Annotated in this window: 19 protein-coding genes and 1 tRNA gene; 12 read left to right on the top strand and 8 right to left on the bottom strand. The window is 46.5% G+C overall.

Annotated features, from left to right (window positions below):
• Positions 1-5: 5 nt before the first annotated feature.
• The 7 genes from AC3CIC_RS19730 to AC3CIC_RS19700 all read left to right on the top strand — a co-directional run bounded on the left by AC3CIC_RS19730 (position 6) and on the right by AC3CIC_RS19700 (position 4,882).
• Positions 6-980, top strand: coding sequence for a Gfo/Idh/MocA family protein (locus AC3CIC_RS19730; protein ID WP_488516822.1), 975 nt, complete (start codon positions 6-8; stop codon positions 978-980).
• A 146-nt stretch (positions 981-1,126) separates the two neighbouring features.
• A tRNA-Asn gene (locus AC3CIC_RS19725) sits at positions 1,127-1,202 on the top strand.
• Between the two features lie 155 nt (positions 1,203-1,357).
• Positions 1,358-1,645: a hypothetical protein gene (locus tag AC3CIC_RS19720; protein ID WP_488516821.1), complete on the top strand. Its 288-nt coding sequence runs from the start codon at positions 1,358-1,360 to the stop codon at positions 1,643-1,645.
• A gap of 33 nt (positions 1,646-1,678) precedes the next feature.
• A complete protein-coding gene (gene zrgA, locus AC3CIC_RS19715; RefSeq protein ID WP_488516820.1) occupies positions 1,679-2,410 on the top strand; it encodes a zinc uptake protein ZrgA in 732 nt (243 codons plus the stop codon).
• 38 nt (positions 2,411-2,448) lie between these two features.
• Positions 2,449-3,141 (top strand): ABC transporter ATP-binding protein, encoded by a 693-nt coding sequence (locus tag AC3CIC_RS19710; protein ID WP_488516819.1) that lies wholly within the window; start codon positions 2,449-2,451, stop codon positions 3,139-3,141.
• Positions 3,142-4,398, top strand: coding sequence for an ABC transporter permease (locus AC3CIC_RS19705; protein WP_488516818.1), 1,257 nt, complete (start codon positions 3,142-3,144; stop codon positions 4,396-4,398). It abuts the gene before it with no gap.
• A gap of 4 nt (positions 4,399-4,402) precedes the next feature.
• A complete protein-coding gene (locus AC3CIC_RS19700; RefSeq protein ID WP_488516844.1) occupies positions 4,403-4,882 on the top strand; it encodes a DUF3299 domain-containing protein in 480 nt (159 codons plus the stop codon).
• 86 nt (positions 4,883-4,968) lie between these two features.
• Here the strand turns inward: AC3CIC_RS19700 and AC3CIC_RS19695 are convergent, their stop codons facing one another.
• Both AC3CIC_RS19695 and AC3CIC_RS19690 read right to left on the bottom strand, forming a co-directional pair.
• The gene (locus AC3CIC_RS19695; RefSeq protein ID WP_488516817.1) at positions 4,969-5,778 is read right to left on the bottom strand and encodes a heparin lyase I family protein; all 810 of its coding nucleotides are present in this window, start codon (positions 5,776-5,778) and stop codon (positions 4,969-4,971) included.
• 61 nt (positions 5,779-5,839) lie between these two features.
• The gene (locus AC3CIC_RS19690) at positions 5,840-6,724 is read right to left on the bottom strand and encodes a LysR family transcriptional regulator (RefSeq protein ID WP_488516816.1); all 885 of its coding nucleotides are present in this window, start codon (positions 6,722-6,724) and stop codon (positions 5,840-5,842) included.
• Between the two features lie 104 nt (positions 6,725-6,828).
• Here AC3CIC_RS19690 and AC3CIC_RS19685 point away from each other — a divergent pair, with 104 nt between their 5' ends.
• Positions 6,829-8,193 (top strand): MATE family efflux transporter, encoded by a 1,365-nt coding sequence (locus AC3CIC_RS19685; protein ID WP_488516815.1) that lies wholly within the window; start codon positions 6,829-6,831, stop codon positions 8,191-8,193.
• A 72-nt stretch (positions 8,194-8,265) separates the two neighbouring features.
• On the opposite strand, the gene AC3CIC_RS19680 is transcribed toward AC3CIC_RS19685, so the two are convergent.
• Positions 8,266-11,169, bottom strand: a complete 2,904-nt coding sequence (locus AC3CIC_RS19680) for a methyl-accepting chemotaxis protein (RefSeq protein ID WP_488516814.1) — start codon at positions 11,167-11,169, stop codon at positions 8,266-8,268.
• A gap of 83 nt (positions 11,170-11,252) precedes the next feature.
• A complete protein-coding gene (locus AC3CIC_RS19675) occupies positions 11,253-12,815 on the bottom strand; it encodes an ABC transporter substrate-binding protein (RefSeq protein WP_488516813.1) in 1,563 nt (520 codons plus the stop codon).
• 311 nt (positions 12,816-13,126) lie between these two features.
• Here AC3CIC_RS19675 and AC3CIC_RS19670 point away from each other — a divergent pair, with 311 nt between their 5' ends.
• The 3 genes from AC3CIC_RS19670 (at position 13,127) to AC3CIC_RS19660 (ending at position 18,229) form a co-directional block, all read left to right on the top strand.
• On the top strand, positions 13,127-13,651 hold the full coding sequence (locus tag AC3CIC_RS19670) for an NADPH-dependent FMN reductase (protein WP_488516812.1): 525 nt from the start codon (positions 13,127-13,129) through the stop codon (positions 13,649-13,651).
• 294 nt (positions 13,652-13,945) lie between these two features.
• Positions 13,946-15,067 (top strand): efflux RND transporter periplasmic adaptor subunit, encoded by a 1,122-nt coding sequence (locus AC3CIC_RS19665; protein WP_488516811.1) that lies wholly within the window; start codon positions 13,946-13,948, stop codon positions 15,065-15,067.
• A 6-nt stretch (positions 15,068-15,073) separates the two neighbouring features.
• Positions 15,074-18,229: an efflux RND transporter permease subunit gene (locus AC3CIC_RS19660; protein WP_488516810.1), complete on the top strand. Its 3,156-nt coding sequence runs from the start codon at positions 15,074-15,076 to the stop codon at positions 18,227-18,229.
• A 245-nt stretch (positions 18,230-18,474) separates the two neighbouring features.
• Here AC3CIC_RS19660 and rarD read toward each other — a convergent pair whose 3' ends face one another.
• The 4 genes from rarD to AC3CIC_RS19640 all read right to left on the bottom strand — a co-directional run bounded on the left by rarD (position 18,475) and on the right by AC3CIC_RS19640 (position 22,375).
• Positions 18,475-19,374, bottom strand: coding sequence for an EamA family transporter RarD (gene rarD / locus AC3CIC_RS19655; RefSeq protein WP_488516809.1), 900 nt, complete (start codon positions 19,372-19,374; stop codon positions 18,475-18,477).
• Between the two features lie 302 nt (positions 19,375-19,676).
• Positions 19,677-20,969 carry an alpha/beta fold hydrolase gene (locus tag AC3CIC_RS19650; RefSeq protein WP_488516808.1) on the bottom strand — a complete coding sequence of 431 codons (1,293 nt, stop codon included), beginning with the start codon at positions 20,967-20,969 and terminating at the stop codon, positions 19,677-19,679.
• A 57-nt stretch (positions 20,970-21,026) separates the two neighbouring features.
• Positions 21,027-21,728 (bottom strand): flagellar brake protein, encoded by a 702-nt coding sequence (locus tag AC3CIC_RS19645; RefSeq protein WP_488516807.1) that lies wholly within the window; start codon positions 21,726-21,728, stop codon positions 21,027-21,029.
• A 230-nt stretch (positions 21,729-21,958) separates the two neighbouring features.
• A complete protein-coding gene (locus AC3CIC_RS19640) occupies positions 21,959-22,375 on the bottom strand; it encodes a thiol-disulfide oxidoreductase DCC family protein (RefSeq protein WP_488516806.1) in 417 nt (138 codons plus the stop codon).
• A 106-nt stretch (positions 22,376-22,481) separates the two neighbouring features.
• On the opposite strand from AC3CIC_RS19640, the gene AC3CIC_RS19635 reads away from it, so the two are divergent.
• Entirely contained in the window at positions 22,482-23,117 is a 636-nt protein-coding gene (locus AC3CIC_RS19635) for a LysE family translocator (protein ID WP_394209087.1), read from the top strand.
• The last annotated feature ends 135 nt before the right edge of the window (positions 23,118-23,252 follow it).

The following is a 23,252-nucleotide window of genomic DNA, read 5'->3' as shown; positions in this document are numbered from 1 at the left end:
AAATGATGGAACAAAAGACAATTCGTTGGGGCATGATCGGTTGCGGTAGTGTCACTGAGCGTAAAAGTGGGCCTGCATTTTGGCAAGTCGAAGGCTCGTCATTGAGCATGGTGATGGCTCGTCGCGAAGAGAGGGCTAAAGCTTACTGTGCCAAGCATGGTATTCCTGCCCATACCACAGATGCCTCCGCGTTGATTAACGACCCCAACATAGATGCGATTTATGTCGCGACCCCTCCGGACAGTCACCGTGAATATGCGTTGATGGCTGCGAAAGCGGGAAAACCGTGTGTGGTTGAAAAGCCGATGGCATTAACCACAGCGGAATGTGATGACATGATTGACGCATTTAAACAGGCCAATGTCCCCTTGTTCGTGGCGTATTACCGTCGTTCCCTTCCTCGGTTTCAGGCCGTGAGAGAATGGATTGACCAAGGAAAGATCGGTGCTGTACGTCATATTCATTGGACGTATCATCGTGCCCCAAACCCTGATGACGTTGCAGGGCTTGAAAACTGGCGGGTTAATCCGGACCAGGCGGGTGGGGGCTACTTTGTTGATTTGGCCAGCCATGGTTTGAATCTTTTTCAACAATGGTTTGGTGACATCACAACTGCGCGTGGTATTGCTGCTAATCAGCAAGGTTACTATGCCGCTGAAGATGCGGTATCTGCTTCGTTCGTTTTCGAAAATGGTGTACTCGGTTCTGGCTATTGGAACTTTGGTGCTGCCATACGAGAAGACAGGGTTGAGATTATTGGCAGTGAAGGGCGAATTCTGTGTTCGGTATTTGGTGATGAACCTTTTGTGCTAGAAGGCACTGAACAGGCTACGTCTTCGATCGAGAATCCTGATCCTGTGCAGTATTTTCATGTTGAAAACATGGTTAAGCACCTTAAAGGTGAAAAAACTCACCCAAGTTTGGCTGAAAGTGGCAGAAATACCACATGGGTGATGGAACAAATACTCGCGGGACAATGAGTAATAGCAAAAGAATGCGGCATGATTTTTAGAGAATAGGTTATCAATTAGCCATTTGAACCAAAAAAAGCGTGGGAATGCAAATTAGTGCTTGCAAGGCTCCCGTGCTTTTCCTACTATCAACCTCGTTCTTAGGAACACTCAATTCCCCCTTAGTTCAGTTGGTAGAACGGCGGACTGTTAATCCGTATGTCGCAAGTTCAAGTCTTGCAGGGGGAGCCAAATTAAAGAAACCTGCCTTATGGCAGGTTTTTTGCGTTTTGGATATTGCTTATCGCTTCTTCGCTTTTCAGATATAAATCTTTCACTATCCTAATGGGCAAGCCGAATTGATAATGTTATATTATAACATTACATCGAAAGGTGCCTGACGGATCATGACACTCGCGTTTCGCCAATTGTTACTTCCTTTATTGCTTGCAGTCCTTATGGGCTGGCAAGGTTTAGCGGTTGCGGAACACAAGGCATCGCATCAACATTCTTTAAATACTGATCATCATTGCGCTCTGTGTGCCATGGGGGCACCCGCGATAACTTCAAATGATGCAATCCCTTCTGCGCCGTTGGTCAGCGGTTATATGCCTTCAGGCTATGTATCCCAATCTCCTCAAACATCATTGCTTGAACCTAAAGCACGTGCTCCGCCACTCTTCTCTCCAACTTAACACGATATTTAATCAATTCAATTTGGAGAGAACATGCGTAATACAACTCGATTTACGCTCAGCGCGATAGCATTGGGTATGGCGACATTTGCGGTTGCGGAAAGTAACGATTTTACCCAGCATAGTGCCCATCAACATGGTTTGGTTGAATGGCATATTGCGCAGGATGGCGAAGAGCTTCTCGTTGAAATTACGGCGCCGGGCAGTGACATTGTTGGTTTTGAATATGCGCCTCAGAATGAAGAGCAAAAAGCCGCCATTGAGCAAGCGCTGAAGTCGCTGGCTAAAGCAGATACTTTGATAGAACTTAATGCATCTGCTAATTGTGAACTGGTTGAGCAATCGGTCACTCAGACGTTAGATGAATCAGACGATCATTCTGATCATGACCATGATGCTCACGATAAGCATGACAGCCATGATGCTCACGATAAGCATGACGACCATGATACTCACGATAAGCATGACGGTCATGATGCTCACGATAAGCATGACGGTCATGATGCTCACGATAAGCATGACAGCCATGATGCTCACGATAAGCATGATGACCATCGCGAACACCATCAAAAAGACATTGAGTCACACGGTGAGTTTTCTGCCCAATACACATTCCATTGTTCAAATCCTGCTGAACTTCAATCTGTCACTTCGCGCTGGTTTGATACATTTGGTCAGACAGAAAAAATCAGTGTCCAAGCGATCACTGATAAAGGTGTCTCTGCCGGCGAGCTTACGCCAACGTCAAGAACCATTCGTTTCTAGTACAGGAAGGCCTCATCACTGAGGCCTTAAGTATCTGCATGTTATTAATAAAAGATCTTTTCTTTCGATGGCCAGGACAGTCTGAGTGGCAGATTGATATTCCGCATTTTGAAGTCGGTGCCAATGAGAAAGTGTTTCTCAAAGGCGCAAGTGGTTGCGGTAAATCTACACTGCTGGGTTTGGTTGCAGGCATTAATGTCGCGCAATCAGGCTCGTTGTACATTCAGGATATCGACATTTCGCTGTTGAAAGGTGCTAGGCGGGATGTATTTCGCGCCGATCATTTGGGGTACATTTTTCAGCAGTTCAACCTTTTGCCGTATCTGTCTGTTTTAGATAATGTCACGCTACCTTGTCGATTTTCGTCGATGCGAAAACAGCGTGTGAGCGGTGATTTGAACCAAGAAGCCACTCGTCTATTGAGCGCACTCGCCCTGCCGGATGCGTGTTTGAATAAGCCCGTGACCGAACTAAGCATTGGTCAGCAGCAACGCGTTGCCGCAGCTCGCGCACTGATTGGCCGACCAGCATTGTTGCTTGCCGATGAACCCACTTCTGCACTGGATGTAGATAGTCGTAACGCGTTTATCTCGCTATTAATGAAAGAATGCGACCATGCGGGAACTAGCCTGCTGTTTGTCAGTCATGATCATACGCTGGAAACGCATTTCGACCGAGCGGTGTCACTGTCCGAGATCAACCGCAGTGTATCGAATAAGGTGGTGGTGTAAATGGCCATATTCCGATTGGCGATTCAAAGCTTAAATAACCGAAAAGCCACGGCTTTTCTCACGATTCTGACGGTGGCAATTTCAGTGGCGTTACTGCTAGGTGTGGAGCGTGTTCGTACTCAAGCGAAAGAAAGTTTTGCGAACACTATTTCTGGCACAGATTTGATTGTTGGTGCGCGATCTGGCCAAGTGAACTTACTGCTTTATTCGGTGTTTCGTATTGGCAATGCTACCAATAACATTGGTTGGGACAGCGTTGAAGAAATTCAGCGTCATCCGTCGGTGGCATGGTCTATCCCCATTTCCCTAGGCGACTCTCATCGAGGTTTCCGTGTGGTAGGTACAACGGGAGACTACTTCACGCATTACAAATACGGGAATAAACAGCCACTCACGTTTACTCAAGGGCTGCCATTTAATGGCCTGTTTGATACCGTGATTGGCGCTGAAGTTGCGGAAAGACTCAATTATAAACTGGGTGATGAAATCGTCATTGCGCATGGACTGGCGGACAGGAAGTTCAGTCGTCACGACAACCTTCCTTTTACCATCACTGGTATTCTGGCACCGACAGGCACGCCCGTAGACCGGAGCGTACATGTCTCTCTACCTGCGATTGAAGCGATTCACATCGGCTGGGAAAGTGGTGCTCGAATGGGGGTAGGTGTTGGCGCGGAAGGTATTGATCCTGATAAGCTTCAACCTGAACAAATTACGGCACTCTTAGTGGGATTGAAAAGCAAGATCCAAACCTTTGCTTTGTTACGCACCATTAACGAATATAAGCGAGAGCCGCTGACCGCTATCATGCCCGGCATTGCACTGCATGAATTGTGGGGGCTGATGTCCGTGGCTGAACAAGCCTTGTTGGTGGTGTCAGGATTTGTGGTGGTTGCAGGCTTGCTGGGAATGCTTTCTAGCCTACTGACAAGCTTGAATGAGCGACGACGAGAGATGGCGATTTTGCGCGCCATGGGTGCAAGGCCCGCACATATCTTTGCACTGTTGATCAGCGAAGCGGTGTGTTTAACTTTGCTTGGCATCATGCTCGGGATTGTTTCTGTGTTTGCAGTCATCACCATTGCCGCGCCGTTTGTGTTAAGCCAATACGGCTTACAACTTTCAGCGACATTCTTAAATAGCCGCGAATGGATGCTAATGGGCATTGTACTTGTGGCGGGACTATTGGTGGGCGTGTTGCCTGCGTTGCGCGCGTATCGCCAATCACTATCAGATGGCATGACCATACGGATATAACATGATGAAAAAATGGCTTCTATTAATGGCGACTTGTTTGCCATTGTTCGTTCAAGCAAATGAGACATTGATGTTGGATTGGATTGACCTGATCCCAGAGTCAGAACGCAATCAATTCAATGACAGAGGCATGCCAATGGTCAATCACGAAAGTGATGAGCCTCAGCAAAACTTAGTGGGAAGTATTCGTTCTGAGTTGAATAACAGCCAGGTGAAAATCCCTGGTTTTGTTATCCCGCTGGAAGGTGATGCCAACACAGTGACGGAATTTTTATTGGTGCCATTTTTTGGCGCGTGTATTCACGTACCGCCACCGCCCCCTAACCAAATTGTGTATGTGAAATTTGATAAAGGTGCGCCAGTCCACGAGCTTTGGGATGTGGTGTATGTGATTGGGACGTTGAAAACGGAAACTGTGTCACATGATCTCGCTCAAGCAGGGTATTTGCTTGAGGGTGTGTCGATAGAAGCTTACGACGAATAGGCAAAGCGATTAAGACGTTCACAAAACACTACTTGAAACCGCCCAATATTAGGGCGGTTTTTTGTAGAAGGGTATTCAGTTAAATGTTAGTCGCCATCAGGGATAAGGCCACGTCGAGATTGACTGCGTTTAACATTAGAAAAGTAAACCGTTTGGGCGGGAACTTCATTAGCATTATTCGCGGTTTTATAACGAGAAAGGAAAGAACGATAAAGGCCATATTTAAAGTACACGATCGATGCATCCATCGTCTGTCCTTGATAGCCCACTTTTTGCTCGCCGTTCACCCATACATCGAAAAAACCGGATGGATCGGTTGCCCATCGAACGTTCACTTCAATGTGATGCCAACGGCCGCGAAGGTCTTTGTCATCAATAAGTGCGTAATACTCGGTTGTCTGCCCTAAGACTTGATTATCAAGGTGATAGCCGCCAGCACTATTTTGAAACATCCAAACGGGGTGCGAGCCCTTTTGGTGAAACTGCCCAAGTGAGGTTTTCGTTGGGAAAACATTCACATAGTCGTCGGGGAAGTAGATAGACCAGCCGTACCAGTATTCACTGTTTACGTGGGTTGATTTGTTTTTCTCCGATAACTCACTTCGTTCTCGATCTTTTTTACAATCATTCCAACCATCGTTTGAAGAACAATCACCGGGGCGAACGTCGAATATTTCTATTAATTCAGTTGGCGCACTACCAGTGAGATCGGGCGTGATCTGATAACCGTGGGTCGTTGAATTTAAAGAGCGCTGAAACGGACCAAAACCACTGCTATCGATGCCGGAGGAGCAACCGCTTAGCAGCATAGCAAATACGAAAGCGATAACGTCTACAAGGGTGAAATTGATTGCATTCTTTGGCGTGTGAGGCTTTCGAGCATGGCGGCAAAACATCGATCACCTCATGGTTTGAAATCATCATTTTATAGTAGACCACAGCAGCTTAGGGTTCTCGTTACACCTGAGTCGGAAACAGAGTATTTAAGGTGTTGTCGATCCATAACATCACCTTGTCCCAACCACGTGTTTTCTTCTTGATGGCACTGAGAGTGAGTAACGGCGGGCTTGAAAGTTCTGCAGTTGAGAGCGTTTTGACCGAGCCTTCCATCCAATCATGGTTAACGATATGTTCCGGCACAAAAGCCCAGCCAAGGTTCCGATTAACCAGTCCTGAAATATAGTAGTAGCTGTCAACATGCCAATAGCGAGGAGAAAGAGGCTGTTCTTGCGAAGAACCTAAACGGTCTCGAATCGCGAGCTGGCGATGTTTAACTAAGTCATCTTCATGCGGGTGATCAATTGCCGAAAGAGGGTGCTGAGGCGAAGCAATCAGTACTTGTTTTACCGTGGTGATGTCGTACCAATCGAGTGACTCAGACAAAGGTTTGACGCGAAAAATAAACCCGATGTCTGCTCTGCCTTCGTTAACCCATGTCGCGATATCATCCTGAGACCCATTCAAAATAGTGAGCTTTAGCTCCGGAAAACTATCGGCCATCATTTCAAACAAAGTTTCAAAAGTTTGGATTGGAACGGCTTCATCCATGGCGACCGTGAATGCGACAGGCTCACCTTTAGTGACCGCCATCGCGCGTGAGTTCATGCGTTGGCACTGCTGTAAGATAGCCTTGGCGTCAACGAGCATTTCTTTCCCGGCACTGGTCAACACCGGTAGTTTGGCACTGCGATCAAATAAATCAAACCCTAGGTCGACTTCTAAGTTTGCAATGGCAGTGCTAACGCGAGATTGCGCTTTGCCGAGCTTGCGTGCTGCAGCAGAAAATGACCCAGCCTCGGCTGCTTCTGTAAAGGCTTTGAGTTGTTCGAGTGTCCACTGCATGATGTCACCTATGTATCCGCTTTGAGGATTGATTGTAACTTTTATCTATATCAAAACAACGTCAAACTCGTACCAGTCTCTTTCCCTTTTTAAGTTCACTGTTTATGCATACCACCGATTTAAAACAGAGTGATTCCATCACCAAAACGTTTTGGCGTTTCACCATCCCGGCTATTGCTGCAATGATCGTCAACGGACTCTATCAATTAGTGGATGGTATTTTTGTTGGGCACTACATTGGCGCAGAAGGGTTAGCAGCCATCAACATTGCTTGGCCAGTGATTGCCGTTGTCGGTGGTTTGGGGTTAATGATAGGCATGGGGGCAGGCAGTTTGGTCTCCATCTACCGTGGTGAAGGTAACCTACACAAAGCGAGAAGCGCCATGGCGACAGGGCTTGTATTAGCGTTTGGGCTGGCAATTGTCGCATCGGTTTACTTGTATTGCTTCAGTGCTTTACTGATTGGTTTACAAGGGGCCTCGGGGTTGGCACATGGTTATGCATCCGATTATCTGATGGTGTTTGAGTTAGGCGCATTGGCAACGGTTGTTGCCGGTGCATTGCCTTTTTTGATACGAAATGACGACAGTCCTTTTGTGGCGACGTCCATGATGGTCGTCGGCGCATTGACCAATATCGTGCTCGATTACCTGTTTATCGGTGTGATGTCGTGGGGTCTGAAAGGAGCCGCCGTTGCAACAGTGTTGGCACAATTAGTTAGTGTTGTCATAGGTTTGGCTTATCTGTGTTCATCCCGTTCGTTTCTTGGGGTATTTCGTCACAAGGTAAAGCTAAGTCTTGCTGACGCAAAACAGAGTTTGCTCCTTGGGTGTTCGTCGCTTGTCATGTTTATGTATTACGGTGTGCTTGTTGGTTTTCACAACCGTTTATTTGCTGAATATGGAACACCAGTGAGTGTCGCCGCTTTCGCCGTCGTGGGTTATTTGATGACACTGTACTACGTGGTAGCAGAAGGTATCGCTGAGGGTATGCAGCCGCAAGTGAGCTTTTATCATGGGGAAAAGTCGTACGCCAAGATAGCTAAAGTGGCAAAGCTAGCCTCATTGGTGTCACTTGTCGCAGGATTGGCTTGGTTAGTAGTGCTGAATGTATTTCCGAACATTGTTATTGGCATGTTTAGCAGTGGCAATGAGGCGCTATTACAACAAGCAACACTGGGTATTCGTTTACACCTGTCTGCGATGTATCTTGATGGGCTGATCATTCTCGCATCAATGTATTTTCTATCGGTGGGCAAGGGCGGAAAAGCACTTGGTATCTCTGTCGCCAATATGCTGGTCCAGTTTCCGTTCCTGTATATATTGCCAAAATTCTACGGAGTTGAAGGCGTGTGGTTAGCGATGCCTATCTCTAATATTGTTCTTGCATCAATTGTTTTGCCTGTGATGTGGAACGATATTTATAGACAAAAACGTAAGCAGTTCCCGCTAACGCCGGCAATCGCGTAGTTTTTCATTTCTATTAGATATCAACTCAGTAAAAAGGGAGCGAATGCTCCCTGATGGAAGGTTATTGGGTGATCAAAATTCTCCCCACTCAATTTCATCATCGTCTTCGTTTTTCTGCGTTCTAGCGAATTTTTTATGTGGAGGTTTAACACTACGCATTTTTTTTAAGTTCGGCGTTTTAATAGCATCATTTCCGCCAGAAACGGTAAAAAACTCCATCATGGCGCTCATGTCTTGCGCCTGAGAGAGCATGCTTTCGCCCGCCGTTGTGGCTTCTTCCACAAGTGCTGCGTTTTGTTGAGTCATGGTGTCCATGCGATTGACGGCGATATTCACTTGTTCAATGCCGGAGCTTTGACCTTGTGCCGTTTCACTGATGTCAGACATTTTGTTGCTGACCTCTTCAACCATATTGACAATTTCTTGCAGTGTCTCGCCGGATTCAGCGACCAACTCTGCACCATCTTCTACTTTTTTGTTCGTATCGCGGATAAGCTCTTTGATTTGTTTGGCGGCCTCTGCCGAACGCTGTGCGAGATTTCGTACTTCGCCTGCCACAACAGCAAACCCTCGGCCTTGTTCACCTGCACGTGCTGCCTCTACTGCTGCATTAAGCGCCAGCAAGTTTGTTTGGAAGGCGATTTCATCAATGACGCCAATAATGTCGGAAATCTTATTACTGGCTCCGCTGATTTGATCCATGGCGGTGATGGTTCTCATCACCACATTTCCTCCTTCACGAGCTTTTAGTCGCGCGTCTTCACTCAATTTGTTGGCGACCTTGGCATTGTCTGCGCTTTGTTTAACCGTATCGGTCATGCTTTCCATGCTTGCTGCAGTCTCTTGAAGCGATGTTGCCTGGTCTTCGGTACGCTGACTTAAATCTCGATTACCTGATGCGATTTCATTGGAAGAGTTGGTAATGGTTTCCGATGCGCGTCGGATATTGCCAATGACTTGAGTCAGCCTGTCAATGCTGGCATTGGTGTCGGCTTTCAGTTGGGCAAAGCGACCGTTGTAGCTTTTTTCAATTCGTTGTGTGAGGTCGCCTTTGGCCATTGCACTTAAAATGCGCTGCACGTCTTCGAGTGCGGCGTCGGTATTGTTGGTCAGAGAGTTCAAGCCTTGTGCGAGTTTGTACAAGAACCCTTTCTTGTCATCGAGAGAAAGTTGTTTAGAGAAGTCACCGCGTGTCGCGGCCTCTACCATCTGATCAATTTCACGTTCGATGGCGACTTCAGCGGTGCGGTCTGTCCACTCTATAACGGTACCAATTCTTTCATTGTGTTCGTCAATAATCGCATTGACAGCAATGGCCATAATGCGATTACCAACGGGCATTTGCATTTCATGTGTGTCATCAATATGTTCGAGTAATTGTCGCTGATGCGCAGGATTCTTATGAAAGAAATCAATGTTCTGCCCGATGATATCATCGGGGTTAAAATGCGGGATCACCTGAGCAAAATCATCTCTTGCTTCTCTCAGTAATGCCTGAGACGAACTATTGAGGTAAATGATGTCGAAATTTCTGTCTGCAATCATAGTGTTGGTAGAAACGTTGTCCAGAGCCTGGCGAACACGAGCATTCTCCTCCGCTTGAATTTTTGCATCACGCTCGAGGTTTGCTTTTATTCGTTCAGAAGCTTCTACATTTTCTAGGGAAGTGTTGGTTGCCTGCTTGATGGATAAGAGATCGCCACGAAGATCAGTTTCAATACGATGACTGAAATCGCCTTCTGCTAAGCCCTCCATCACTTTTTTTATGTCACCAATTGCTGCTTGCATACTATCCATCAGCGTGTTGAATGCATCAGCAGACTGGCCCAGTTCGTCTTTGGTTTTCACCACGACTCGTGCAGAGAAGTCTCCAGTTAGCGCAACGGCTTCCAAGTTTTCAGTCAGTTTCAACACAGGGTGAGTGAGCGACCTCGTCACCACAAGTGCAATCAAAGTGATGATAATCACACCTGAAAGCAGTGCGATACCGATCATCCATTTCATGGCACTGACTTGGCTGAATGCTTCTGACTCGTCAATTTCGGCTACAAGTGCCCAGTTGGTATCGCCAAATTTAATCGGGGTATAAGCCGACAATACCAGATTGCCCAAATAGTCCTGTGTGATGTCAAAGCTTGTTTCACCCTCAATTGCTTTTTCAGTGGCGACGGTTTTGATTGAACCGTCTTCAGGTGTCGCAAATGACGCATTAACCGTGTGAGAACTGTCGGCTAGGTAGGAGTCTGATCGCATTAAAAAGTCAGGGCCCACAAGATAAGTTTCTCCGGTTAGCCCCATGCCTGTGCGTTGTAACATGATGTCGTTAATTTCGGGAACAGAAAGCTGTAGAACAGCCACGGCGAGAATGTTGCCACCCAAATCAGTGATTGGGCCGCCTATCAGTGCGATAGGTTCATTATTGTGAGGAGCATAACGCTGATAATCTTGAACACTAACGTCGTTGCTGGAAACGACATTTCGAAACAAGGTGGCGAGGGGGCTGTTTTTCAATGGCCCCGAAATGAGATTCGCGCCAAGGTCGGATCTTTTTTGTGCGGTGTAAACCACGTGACCAGTGTCGGCTTGAATAATGAAAACGTCGGTATAGCCGTAGACATTGACATAATCACTGAGGGTTTTTCCGTTGACGCTCCAGATTTCTTCGTATTCATATGTGTCAGTAGGAAAGGGGTCATCACGTTCGACATCTTCATCTGCAGCGTAGAATTGAAGCAATTTTTGAACTTTCTTGGTGTCTTCACTGCCGGAAAGGATCATCGTGTCTTTTCGAGCACGACTAAAATAGGACTCGATTTGATCTTTTTTAACCTCTCGCATACTCACAAGCTGTGCAAACGCTTGATCTTGTAACGCAGCACTTGATGTTGCAAGTGCCAAATACCCAACAACAAGAATGGGTAGTACGCCAGTGAACAAGAAGATAAGAAGTAGCTTTACTTTTAGCTTTGCAAACATTCGAGACCCTTTTTTTACCAGCGAGTGCGATGTCGGAATGCTCTCGCTTTTCGTTTCATTGTGCTCAGTGACTCACTAAAACGTTATTTCACTGACCAATGTGACGGTGTGACTTCGATTTCCCACAGTGGCATGTTGGCCATTCTAAATGGTGAGTAATTCACGTTTCTATTGACGGCTAACACCTTGTTTGGCGTTGGAACAAACAACATGTACCCGTTGTTATATGCATGACGCATGATTTTGTCAGAGACGTTATCAAACTCAGGTGTTCCTGCAGATTCGCGGAACATTTTCTCGATGTACCCATCCAAAGTGCTGTCTGGGAAGATGGTGCTCCACGCATTGTGTGTGCGATACACGAAAAATGCTGACCATGGGTGGTTGTAATACCAATCGTCATTGCCCCAAACGAGGAGATCCCAATCTTGCGTGTTCTTTTTGGCGTTAGTAGTAAGCAACTGACCAAAGACATCTTTCTCACTAGATGTGATGGTGAAATTGAGTTTTACGCCAACTTTGCGTAAGTCACGGTCGATACCTTTCCAGATGTACATAAAACGGTCTTGCGTATATACGTTGAGTTCAAGTCCATCTAAAGTTTTCTTGAGCTCGTCACGAATGGATTTGGGGTTTTGCACTTCAGAATAGGCTTTGAGTTTTTTCACCACTTTGTCTACACCAGGATAGAGAGGCGCAGCGAGTGTTGGGCTTATCTGACCTTCGCCTGCGTAGTTCTTTTCAAGTAAGCGGCGTTGGTCTATTGCCTTGTTGAGGGCGACACGAACGTCTTTGTCAAGAAGGCGCTTATTGCCAGTTCGCATGTTGATGTGAATAGCGATGTTGTTGGTTGACGGTGCACTCACAAGTTTGGCAAATCGTGATTGTTCGACTCGTTTCTTCTCAGAAAAGGGTATTGGCATAATGTCGATAGCGGCATCTTTATCAATAGCCATCTCTAGTGCTTGGTTGGAGTCGAGCTCGGTATAGACGGTCACCGTTTCAATCTTTGGAAATTCAGAATTCCAATAGTTAGGGTTAGCCACTAAAACCGCTTTGGGTGTTTGACGATCACCTTCAATGTACCCTTCTTTGAGAATGTAGGGCCCCAAGCCGTAAGGGCCTGGTTCGGCAAGGTTCGGGCATGTTGGTTTGCCGTTCCAACCAAATTTGTCGAGATAGGCTTGGGTGTAGAACTGAATCCAAATAGCATCGTTTAGGAATTGACCGTACTTTTCTGTGAGATGAAATCGAACGGTGTAGTCATCTACTTTTTCTGCGCGATCAAAAACCGTGTCTATTTTCGTAAATAAAAACGGGTCTTCCTTAAAAAATTTCATGTTCATTAATACCGCGTCGGCATTAAATGGTGTGCCATCTTGAAACTTCACACCCTGTCGTAAATTGAACTCGTAGGTTGTGTCGTCAACCTTTCTATGTGAAACCGCCATGTCGTAGTCCCAACCGCGATCGTTATTTGCAGGTCTCAGAAGCGCGCCATTGATCGAATGTGAAATATATAAATAAGGAAGGCTGGGAATAAAGACTTTCAAATGTGAGCCGGGTTCTGGTGCTGCCAAGGACACCATCGGGGAAATGATGAATAACGAGATAACGCTTTTGATGAGTGAGTTAACAAGTTTCATATTGACTACCTTGGTCTACCATCTGACAGTTAAAAGTCGGTGTATTGGTTTTTCTCCTTAAAAAGTGTAGTTAATCAATGACTCATTTATGAGAGCATTGAATCATAAATAAATCTATTCAACTTATCTGTTTGAATTTGTTAGATTTGTTTTTACATTGACGTGAAGGATTGAAGCCATGTTGAAACGTGTTCTTTTCCAGTAAGAAAAGCATGATGTTTTCTCTAACTATCTGAAAAGTAAAACGCATAGGCTACAGGCAAGACGCGATGATTGTTATGTATGTCAAAACAAACGCTTAGGAGAACAATATGAAGGTTATTGCTTTTGCCGCTTCTAGCAGTAAAGCGTCAATTAATAAGCAGTTGGTCACTCACGCGGTTAGCATGATTGAAGGTGCTGAAGCTGAGATCTTGGATCTCAACGATTACGAACTTCCCTTGTTCAGCGTTGATCGAGAACAGGAGTTAGGCCAGCCAGAAAAAGCTAAGGCGTTTTTCGCGAAAATTGGCGAAGCGGACGCGCTGGTTATTTCGTTTGCGGAGCACAATGGGTCTTATAGTGCGGCTTACAAAAATGTGTTCGATTGGGCGTCTCGTATTAATCAAAAAGTCTTTCAAGGTAAGAAAGTGGTGATGCTATCAACATCGCCAGGGCCGGGCGGGGCGAAAAATGTACTTGCTGCAGCATCAGCGTCATGCCCTCATTTTGACGGTGATTTAAAAGCATCACTGTCGATCCCTTCGTTTTTTGACAACTTTGATACGGAAGTGGGTGTTTTAAGCAATGACTCCCTTTCAGTCCAACTTGCTGAAGCGATGCAAACTCTTCTCTGATCCCATCTTTACTGCATTGGCGGGCAAATAGCCGCCTTTGTTGTCGCATCACATTTTGTAACATCTTAATTCTGCATATCTACAATTCTGTCGCAATTTTGTGTGTCGTACAGCTTTCAGAAAGGATAGCTTGGCATACTAGGGTCGGCTTGCTGTTTTGTTGCTACACATGTCATTTTATTGCAACAAATATCACGTCTGATTTTGGCGATGAGCCCAATAATATCACTATAAATTATCGCTATTCTTTTTTGCGTTTGTCTCAATGCAAACAGGTTAGGTGAGGAGAGAAAAATGATTAAACGGAAGTTATTGCTTCCTGCGCTGATTAGCGCATCAGTGCTTGTAGGTTGTGGTGGGCAAGAAGCTCAACAGAAGGGTGGCTTTTCACCTATCGTTGATATCCAGTCTGCTGAAGTGATTGATTATCAGCCACAACAAACGTTTGTGGGACGAACCGAAGCGATGGAGGATGTCAGCATTGTTCCTCAAGTTTCTGGTTACTTAACCGAGCGATATTTTACCGAAGGTGAAATGGTCGTAGAAGGCCAACGTCTTTTCCAAATTGACCCAGCTATTTATCGTGCGAAGGTCGCCAGTGCTGAGGCATCTGTGGCGCAAGCAGAGGCTGGCGTGACGAATACCGCGTTGGATTTTGAACGTGGGAAAGATTTGTTACCTCGTGGAGGTATTAGCCAATCTGAGTTTGACCGTTTGACCGCAGTAAAGCTGCAAGCTGAAGCCGCCTTGAAGGCAGCGCAAGCGCAACTGCAAGCCGCTGAAACTGACATGTCTCATACCGAAATCGTCGCGCCATTCACTGGGCGTATCAGTGAAAGCTTGGCCAGTATTGGTGATTTGGTTTCACCCTCCACTGGCGTTCTCACCACCATCGTTAGCCTTGACCCGATGCAGGCATCATTTTCTATGAGTGAGAAGCAACGTCTGGCTGCGGGTGCTGACAGAATGTCAGGTAACGGCGAGGGCGGCGCAAAACGTGTTGAAGTGTTCCTAAGTATGGGTAATGGCTACGACTATGAGCATGCTGGTAAGTTGGACTACGTCGGTAACCGCATTGACGTTAACACGGGCACCATTGCGCTGCGCGCAAAATTCCCTAACCCGAGTTATCGCCTGCTTCCGGGGCAATATGTTGAAGTTATCGTCAAAGAAAAAGCCACCACGCCACACATCGTTGTGCCGCGTTTGTCGGTTCAGACCGATCTAGAAGGTGATTTCGTGATGGTACTGAAAGAAGGCAATGTCGCTGAGCGTCGTAACGTGAAGCTTGGCCCTCAAACGGAACAAGGTGTCATTGTATTAAGCGGCCTAGTAGAAGACGAGCAAGTGTTGACCAAAGGTTTGCAGCGTGTTCGAAATGGCATGACAGTTCGCCTTCAAGGCCAAGGGGCATAAGCTGATATGTTAAGTCGCTTTTTTATTAACCGCCCAAAATTTGCGCTGGTTATCTCCATCATTCTGACGCTCTCAGGTCTCATCGCATTGTTGAACCTGCCAGTCGCAGAATACCCTCGAATCAGTCCACCTTCTGTTAGTGTGACCGCGTTTTACGCAGGTGCCAGTGCTGAGGTGGTTGAGCAAGCCATCGCAGACCCGATAGAAACATCGGTCAATGGCGTGGAAAACATGATCTACATGTCTTCCAAAAGTGCTAATGATGGCTCCTACAGTTTAAACGTGACCTTTGATATCGGCACTGACCCTGATATGGCACAGGTCAACGTACAAAACCGTGTTGCACAAATAGAATCAAAGCTGCCGCAAGAAGTGCGTCAGATTGGTGTCACGGTGAAGAAGCGTTCGCCGGACTTGTTAATGGTACTGAACTTCTATGCGCCGGACGGCAAATACGATGAACAGTTTTTGGTTAACTACATCAACCTGAACGTGAAAGACCAAATTGCACGTGTCAAAGGCATCAGTGATGTCAATGTGCTTGGTGGTGGCGAATACTCGATGCGTGTTTGGCTTAACCCAGAAAAAATGGCCAATCTAGGCATCACCACGTCAGATGTGCGTTCTGTGCTTGCTGAGCAAAACGTTCAGGTTGCCGCGGGTGATATTGGCGCGCCGCCATTCAACAACGCACAAGAAATGACGTTCAAACTGGTGACACAAGGTCGTCTGAGCTCGGTGGATGAGTTTAAAGACGTGGTTGTTCGCGCAAATGCGGACGGCACCATGGTGTACTTGAAAGATATCGCTGATGTGTCATTGGGTCGTAAGTCATACACGGGTAACGGTAATTTCCGCGAACAGCCTGCCTCTATCGTGATCTTGAATCTGCAATCTGACGCTAACGCGCTGGAAAGTGGGGGGATGGTCATGGAGCGTTTAGAAGAGCTTTCTCAGAGCTTCCCTGAAGGGATGAGCTATGAGACCAGTTATGACACGACGCTGTTTGTCTCTGAGTCTATCAAAGGCGTTGTTGTCACGCTGATAGAAGCGATATTGCTGGTTATTGCGGTGACCTACCTATTCCTTGGTAGTTTCCGTTCTACTTTGATCCCCGTTGTCGCGATTCCTGTGTCACTTGTGGGTACGTTTGCCATCATGTTGGCGGCGGGCTTTACCATCAACACAGTGACGCTGTTTGGTTTGATTTTGGCCATCGGTATTGTGGTGGATGATGCCATTTTGGTTATCGAAAACGTTGATACCAACATGGCAAAAGATCCGTCTTTGACGCCTCGTCAAGCGACATTGCTTGCGATGAAGGAAGTGACGGGTCCCATTATTACGTCGACGATGGTGTTGCTGGCCGTGTTCTTACCCGTGGCAATGTTGCCGGGTATTACCGGGATCATGTACCGCCAATTCGCATTGACGATATGTATTTCCGTTCTGATCTCGTCAATTAACGCACTGACCTTGTCACCTGCAATGTGCTCCCTTGTGCTCAAGCAAGGTAAAGACAATCACGCGCGTTGGTTTACGGCATTTAACCGTGGCTTAGAAAGCGTTACTAACAAATACGGCGCGATTGCAGGCTTCTTAGTCCGTAAAACTGCGGTGTTGGGTGTGCTATTTATCGTTGCAGTCAGTGCGGCAGGTTACTTTGCCACAACCACATCAACAGGTTTTGTACCGCAAGAAGATAAAGGTGTTCTGCTGATCAACGTTCAGCTACCGGATGCGGCGTCTTTGTCACGTACAGAGGAAGTGACCAGAAAGCTGAATGACATTGTGACCAGCGAACCGGGTGTTGAAGGGGCTACCGTTGCTAACGGCTACGCATTCTTGACGGGTGCTTCTGCATCAAACGGTGCGTCAATGTTTGTGAAATTGAAGGATTGGGAAACGCGTCAAGCACTTGATGGTGACCATTCCTCGTTTGACATCATTAACCGAATCAATGGGGCTGCTGCCATGCAGCTACCGGAAGCGATTGTGTTCACTATGGGTCCACCTGCTGTTCCGGGGATGGGGCCGGCGTCTGGCTTCGAGTTTGTATTGGAAGATACGCTTGGCCGAAGTCGTGGTGATTTGGCCATGGTGTCACAACAGTTGATGGAAGCGGCTAACCAGCAACCGGAAATTGCGAGTACGTTTAGTACGTTCCGCGCGAATGTTCCGCATTTCTACGTTGATATTGACCGTGAGAAAGCGAAGCAGCTGGGTATTCCTCTGTCCGAAATTTTCACTACGCTTCAAGGCAACTTGGCGTCGATGTATGTGAATGATTTCAGTTTGTACGGCAAGAGCTACCGTGTGACGATTCAGGCTGATGCGGATTTCCGTAACGATCTGGATTCATTGAGTCGTTTCCATGTTCGCTCTAACTCGGGTGAAATGATCCCACTGGGTACTTTGATTGATATCGAGCAGGTGTTCGAACCGGATGTCGCATGGCGTTACAACATGTATCGCTCTGCTGTCATCCAAGGGTCACCTGCGCCAGGCTACTCGTCAGGTGATGCGATTGAAGCAATGGAACGTGTTGCGGCAGAACAACTGCCACAAGGTTACCAATATGAGTGGACGGGCATGGCCTATCAGGAGAAACAGGCAGGCAGTTTGGCGATCTATGCCTTTGGTCTTGCGCTGATCTTCATCTACCTGTTTATGGTGGCACAGTATGAAAGTTGGACGATTCCACTGGCGATCATTCTGGTGGTTCCGGTTGCAACCTTGGGTTCCTTCCTCGCTCTCGCTGCCACTGGCACGCCGCTTAACTTGTACGCGCAAATTGGTCTGGTTCTGTTGATTGCGATGGCCGCTAAAAATGCCATTTTGATCGTTGAATTTGCTAAAAATGAGCGTGAACAGAATGAACACCCAATTAGTGACTCTGCGGTGATGGGCGGCAAGCTGCGTTTCCGCGCGGTGAACATGACGTCTTGGTCATTCATTCTCGGCATCATGCCGTTAGTCTTTGCGAGTGGGGCGGGTAACATCAGCCAGAACTCACTGGGTATATCACTGGCAGGTGGTTTGCTCTGTGTGTTGTTGGCGGGTACGTTCTTTATCCCTGGCTTCTTTGCCATTATCCAGCGACTGCGTGAGAAGTATCACGGCGGCTCCACTAAGTTGATTGAAGTGGAAGACGAAAAATAATCAAGCGAGCGCTATGACCGCCGAATGCGGCCAAGTTTGATATGAAAAAGGCATCCTCGGATGCCTTTCTTTTTTGTTTTCATTTACACCAATTAGGTAAGTATTCAGTCATTCTTGCTGGTTAAAGTCGGCAATAGCTGTGTCAGAAATTTTATAATGGGAATAGAGAGTCACTGGGATTCCTTCCTTGCTCTTGACGATTGTTCCTGCGCAAAGTTATGACCGCTTGCTTAACCCTATGGGCATTAGGTCTGTGGCAGGTTCGTTTTTGCTTTCACCTTTATCAGACCCTCTGTGATTGAAACAACCAACCCCAGCCAAATTAAACCAAAGCTCACGGCTTTAATGCTGTCGAATGTTTCATGAAAGATTAACACCGCGAGGAGAAACTGCAGGCTAGGTTCGATGTATTGCATGAGTCCAATCATCGACATTTTTGCGTGCTTCACGGCTTCTGAGAAGAAGAACAGCGGTGCGAGTGTGATTGGCGCTGCGCCAAGATAAAGCAGTAGCGTCGACATCTCGCTAGATACTGCGACACTGGTTCCTGTGGCCATTTTGTAAGCCATATATCCCGCTGCAAAAGGAAATAAAACGATGGCTTCGACGAATAGGCACGAAATAGCATCATATTTCACATAGCGTTTGCACCAACCGTATAGTGCGAAAAATACCGCCATCAATACGGCTGCAACAGGCACTTCACCGTATTGCCACACCTGATAGCTCAACCCTAACGCACCAAAGACAACCGCGGCTTTTTGACCAAAGCTTAGCGTCTCTTTAAATGCCAAGACGCCAAGTGCGATAACCAGTAAGGGGTTAATGAAAAAGCCTAGGCTTGCATCTAACACTCGGTCGTTTGTCATCGCCCATGTAAAAGCACTCCAAGATATACACATCATGACTGATGCTAATGACGCGAAAGCAAAAGAGCGTTTGTTTGCGGTCAATGTTCGCCAATTAAGTGAGCGCCCGCGACGACTCTGCAAAATGATGAGTAAAAATGGTACGGATGCAGCGATACGCAAGGCGAGCAGCTCATCCATTGCCGCGTTAGGGAGAAGCTGATAATAGAGCGGCATCGCGCCCCATAACAGAAAGGCAATCGCCGCCATCACGTTACCAAAACGTGTCGGATTCATAGAATAGTACCTGGATGAAAAATAGTCAGAAGATGCGGAATTTTATAGCGAGAATGGCAATTGTAAAGCACTTGATATGAAGAAATAACGATTTAAATCGAAGTGTGATTATTAGGTCAAACAATAGGACATTTATACTTTTGATTTCTATGAAAATATAAAAATAACAGTGATTTAGTTACCAATATTTAACATTGCTATTGAGGTTTTCAATCATAACTTATCGAATAGAAACGGCTATTAGTAAGGTGATTTTTTGCAGTTTTGAAGCCGCATGAAAGGATCATGCGGCTAACGCGTATTTATGGGAGATTTGCGATTTCTTCTGCCATATCAATCAATCTACTCAATATACGTTCACCGTCAGCGCGAAGGCCGTTATGTTCGTATTCGTTGGTGATCCAGGCGCGACTGTTAGGAATGTTTCGCAGTGTTTCGCGTGAATAATCCATCTCCACGTACATGTCGTCTGCGTATACCGCACAAGCGACGGGAACCATATTCGCGTTGAGTGCGTCCACGTCATACAACGCAGGCCAATCCGATTTAGCGGCAAGCAATTCCGCCGCGCCTTTTAGTGGTACCAGATTTTGAAGTTGGTCAAACATCCACGGATATACCATTTCGCCCGTGAACAAAAATGGCGTTTCGGGTGAATAGTTAAATGCCGGAAACTCTGTATTGCGAACGCGATGGGCAGACCAATCAGAGGATTGCTCTTGGTTGTAAATCGGTTCATGTAGGAAGGCATAAATAGGGTTGGTCTGATAGCTTTGTTCGGCCAACATAGCTTGTAAAAAGGCATAGCTGAGCGCCTTGCCGGTAGCGGTATTGACGAATGCGTCTTCGAGCAAATAATACATCGGCAAGTTTGCACCACTGCGGCCAAGATTGATGCCAATTTGCTGGAATTGTTCCACAGTAAATGTCTGACCGTTTGGCAATTTAACGTCACTGGATGTTAAGTGAGTAGCGATCTCTTTGCAGCGTGTTTGGGCGCTTGGGAACTGTGCAAAGAAAGCCTCGTTTTTGTCTAGCACGCGTTGATAGGTGGCACGGTAAACGTCATCGGCAGGGCGAGTTAACGAAGGTACACCACCTGTAATGTATACGCGGCTGAGGCTGTTTGGATAGAACGACAAATAAGTGAGTGCACAGAAACCGCCAAAGCTTTGACCTAAAATTGACCATGCTTTGATGGCCAACTGCTCACGAATGGCTTCTGCATCGCGAACAATATTATCTGCGCGAAAATGTGAGATAAATTCCGCTTGGTCACTCGAGGGTAAGTCGGCAAGTGTCTGAAGTGTGAGTGGGGAACTGAGCCCCGTGCCACGTTGATCTAACAAGAGAACACGGTGCTGTTGCAATGCACGCTTTAGCCAACCGCTCCGACCGTCTGGTCGTGGGGAAGGGAAGCCTGGGCCACCTTGAAAATACACCAGCCAAGGCAGAGCGTCGGCATCACGGTGATGCTCAACGACTTCTCGAGCAAAAACGCGAAGTGTTGTGCTGTTTTTGTCATCGTAATTTAGCGGTAAATCAAAGTGGTGTTGACGATAGAGCAAGCCATCATCGATAAAGGTTTCTTGCATGACTTTTTCCTCTCGTCTTGGACGGTCTCATCACTGACTTTAACGCCTCTCGGCTTGCTAAGAAACCGTGGATACATGGCTTGTTGAATTTTTGGCATCTATTTCAGATGACATGATGAGCCTAGCAAGTGTATCACGTGCTTGGTGGGTGCCTTCGTCGTTGAATTTGATGCCCAGTTGAATGCCTTCACCACTGCTGGTGACCGTCACTACTGTGCCTTCAAACATGATGGGCGTATCAAACAGCGCGTTGATGTTAAAACGCACTGACTCACCAGACTCGATAAATTGACTGTTCGACACTCTGATGGCGCATCCGCCCAAAGAGAAATCGGCAAGCTTTGCCAGCGTGTTTCTGCCATTAATTTCGAACTGCACAATGCGAGATACCGTGTAGCGTGCAAATCTGCGCATGCGGTGAATGCCGACAGAATCTGGAATGGCAATCGCGAGCATCTTTTCGGGCCTGTGCATCACGCTAAGAATATGGGATTTGAACGCAAATATTTCGCCATAACGTGACGAAGAGATACCGCGCACAATGACTTGCCAGCCAGAAGGGTCGGACAGCAATTTACTCAGTTCAGGGTCGCTTGGTGTTTCAAGAAGCAGATACTTTCGATCACGATAGCCAATGAGGCGGGAGGACCCGCTAAAGGCTTTGATATTATCTTTGTATCTCAGTTCAAACGTGAGAGCAGTACCAACGGGAATCGTTGGCAAAAAGGCCGTAGCCGAAAGCGTGTCGGTGGTTTTCATTCTGTTATACAAATCAAAATATTGAATTGAGTCGCGAAATTAGAAATTGCGTTAATTATTTCTCAAATTTACGACACGTATTTTGGCAGGGATGGTGCGTCTAAATGAACAATTAGTCAATAGAATGATTGACGGAATAATAGTGACGTATATCAATGAAAACGCAAAATTTACAGTAGGCATGTGTTGTTGTTAATAGTTAATTACACTGGTGTGGCTTTTCAATGAACTTATGTTTTCGGCCTGTTTTCGTTTATCTCGCACACTCCGCTAGCACAAGGTTCACAACGTGACTTCCCTGTGAGTAACCATGAGATGCGATAACGGTTCTTGGCAAAAGTTAGATAGGCTTTATCTGCAAACCAACGAATGACAGGAAGGCGAAGTAAACCAATCCAACGTTTTCTGCCCACCCGTTTCCAAGCCTGATGTGTCACGTCTAACCCTAGTATTACTCGGCCATCGTGAAATTTTCCATGCAAAATTTCACGTGCGTCATCAGGGCTAATATCTGGATAACGTTCGGTAAAATCAGACGCTAAAATGTCTTCAAAATGAAGTAAGCCATTCGTGTTTAAGGTGCGGAGTTGGTTCATCTCGGCCACACATAAAGGGCAACTTCCATCGTAGAAAAGTGTGAATAGCATTGTGCGTGTCCTAATCATGAGTTCTACATTGATACGCAGTTGATTTATATTCGGATCGTCACCATACCAAACAGTTAGTTATTATCGGAAAAACGGAGAAATGTGAATGGAATTCTATCATGCGTTTATTACCCTGACTTTAGTCCATCTATTGGGGGCAGCGTCGCCAGGACCTGATTTTGTGATGGTTTCACAACAATCACTTGTGCATGGTCGCCGTGCAGGGTTGCTCGTTAGTCTTGGTATTGCGCTCGGCCTTTCTGTTCATATTATTTATTCTTCTATTGGCCTCGCGACTGTGATCAGTGACTCTGCGATTGTCTTGTCGGTAATGAAGTATTTAGCCGCAGCTTATCTGATTTATCTCGGTGTGAAGGGTATTCGAAGTAAAGCAGCAGCAGTAGGCGATGATGAGCAGTCTGTGCCAGTGAAAGCACGCTCCACGGCGAAGCTGATTTCGATGGGCTTTGTTTGTAATGCGTTAAACCCGAAAGCACCGTTGTATTTTCTCTCTGTATTTACCTTGGTGGTTTCACCGGACATGCCCACCTTTGAGCTTTTCTTGCTGGGTATATGGATGATGTTTGTTCAATTGGCGTGGTTCAGTTCAGTGGCGCTTGTTCTGTCGAAACCGTCGGTCCAAGCCAAATTCAAACGTGTTGGGCATTGGGTAGACAGAGTATTAGGTTCGGTGATGTTGGCATTCGGTCTGAAACTACTGTTTACCAGTTCATCGAAATAGCGTGTCACAAGCGTTGAAAAGCCCCGTAAGGGGCTTTTTTGATCGTGATAGAGCCTCTAAGAATGAAACTAAGTGCAGCATGGTCTCCAGCACGACACTGTGTTCTACCTATGCTCATGAATGTTTTTTCGACTT

The sequence above is a fragment of the Enterovibrio sp. QJM3NY_24 genome (genome assembly GCF_057786035.1).
Note: the sequence above shows the minus strand (reverse complement) of the source record. Positions and strands in the feature narration are given on the sequence as shown.

What these genes read in the sequence shown, in the direction of transcription:
- AC3CIC_RS19680 (WP_488516814.1), bottom strand. Translation starts at nt 11,169, where the DNA reads ATGTTTGCAAAGCTAAAAGTAAAGCTACTTCTTATCTTCTTGTTCACT.
- rarD (WP_488516809.1), bottom strand. Translation starts at nt 19,374, where the DNA reads ATGAATCCGACACGTTTTGGTAACGTGATGGCGGCGATTGCCTTTCTG.
- AC3CIC_RS19710 (WP_488516819.1), top strand. Translation starts at nt 2,449, where the DNA reads ATGTTATTAATAAAAGATCTTTTCTTTCGATGGCCAGGACAGTCTGAG.
- AC3CIC_RS19705 (WP_488516818.1), top strand. Translation starts at nt 3,142, where the DNA reads ATGGCCATATTCCGATTGGCGATTCAAAGCTTAAATAACCGAAAAGCC.
- AC3CIC_RS19685 (WP_488516815.1), top strand. Translation starts at nt 6,829, where the DNA reads ATGCATACCACCGATTTAAAACAGAGTGATTCCATCACCAAAACGTTT.
- AC3CIC_RS19635 (WP_394209087.1), top strand. Translation starts at nt 22,482, where the DNA reads ATGGAATTCTATCATGCGTTTATTACCCTGACTTTAGTCCATCTATTG.
- AC3CIC_RS19640 (WP_488516806.1), bottom strand. Translation starts at nt 22,375, where the DNA reads ATGCTATTCACACTTTTCTACGATGGAAGTTGCCCTTTATGTGTGGCC.
- AC3CIC_RS19695 (WP_488516817.1), bottom strand. Translation starts at nt 5,778, where the DNA reads ATGTTTTGCCGCCATGCTCGAAAGCCTCACACGCCAAAGAATGCAATC.
- AC3CIC_RS19665 (WP_488516811.1), top strand. Translation starts at nt 13,946, where the DNA reads ATGATTAAACGGAAGTTATTGCTTCCTGCGCTGATTAGCGCATCAGTG.
- AC3CIC_RS19650 (WP_488516808.1), bottom strand. Translation starts at nt 20,969, where the DNA reads ATGCAAGAAACCTTTATCGATGATGGCTTGCTCTATCGTCAACACCAC.
- AC3CIC_RS19675 (WP_488516813.1), bottom strand. Translation starts at nt 12,815, where the DNA reads ATGAAACTTGTTAACTCACTCATCAAAAGCGTTATCTCGTTATTCATC.
- AC3CIC_RS19700 (WP_488516844.1), top strand. Translation starts at nt 4,403, where the DNA reads ATGAAAAAATGGCTTCTATTAATGGCGACTTGTTTGCCATTGTTCGTT.
- AC3CIC_RS19720 (WP_488516821.1), top strand. Translation starts at nt 1,358, where the DNA reads ATGACACTCGCGTTTCGCCAATTGTTACTTCCTTTATTGCTTGCAGTC.
- zrgA (WP_488516820.1), top strand. Translation starts at nt 1,679, where the DNA reads ATGCGTAATACAACTCGATTTACGCTCAGCGCGATAGCATTGGGTATG.
- AC3CIC_RS19645 (WP_488516807.1), bottom strand. Translation starts at nt 21,728, where the DNA reads ATGAAAACCACCGACACGCTTTCGGCTACGGCCTTTTTGCCAACGATT.
- AC3CIC_RS19690 (WP_488516816.1), bottom strand. Translation starts at nt 6,724, where the DNA reads ATGCAGTGGACACTCGAACAACTCAAAGCCTTTACAGAAGCAGCCGAG.
- AC3CIC_RS19670 (WP_488516812.1), top strand. Translation starts at nt 13,127, where the DNA reads ATGAAGGTTATTGCTTTTGCCGCTTCTAGCAGTAAAGCGTCAATTAAT.
- AC3CIC_RS19730 (WP_488516822.1), top strand. Translation starts at nt 6, where the DNA reads ATGGAACAAAAGACAATTCGTTGGGGCATGATCGGTTGCGGTAGTGTC.
- AC3CIC_RS19660 (WP_488516810.1), top strand. Translation starts at nt 15,074, where the DNA reads ATGTTAAGTCGCTTTTTTATTAACCGCCCAAAATTTGCGCTGGTTATC.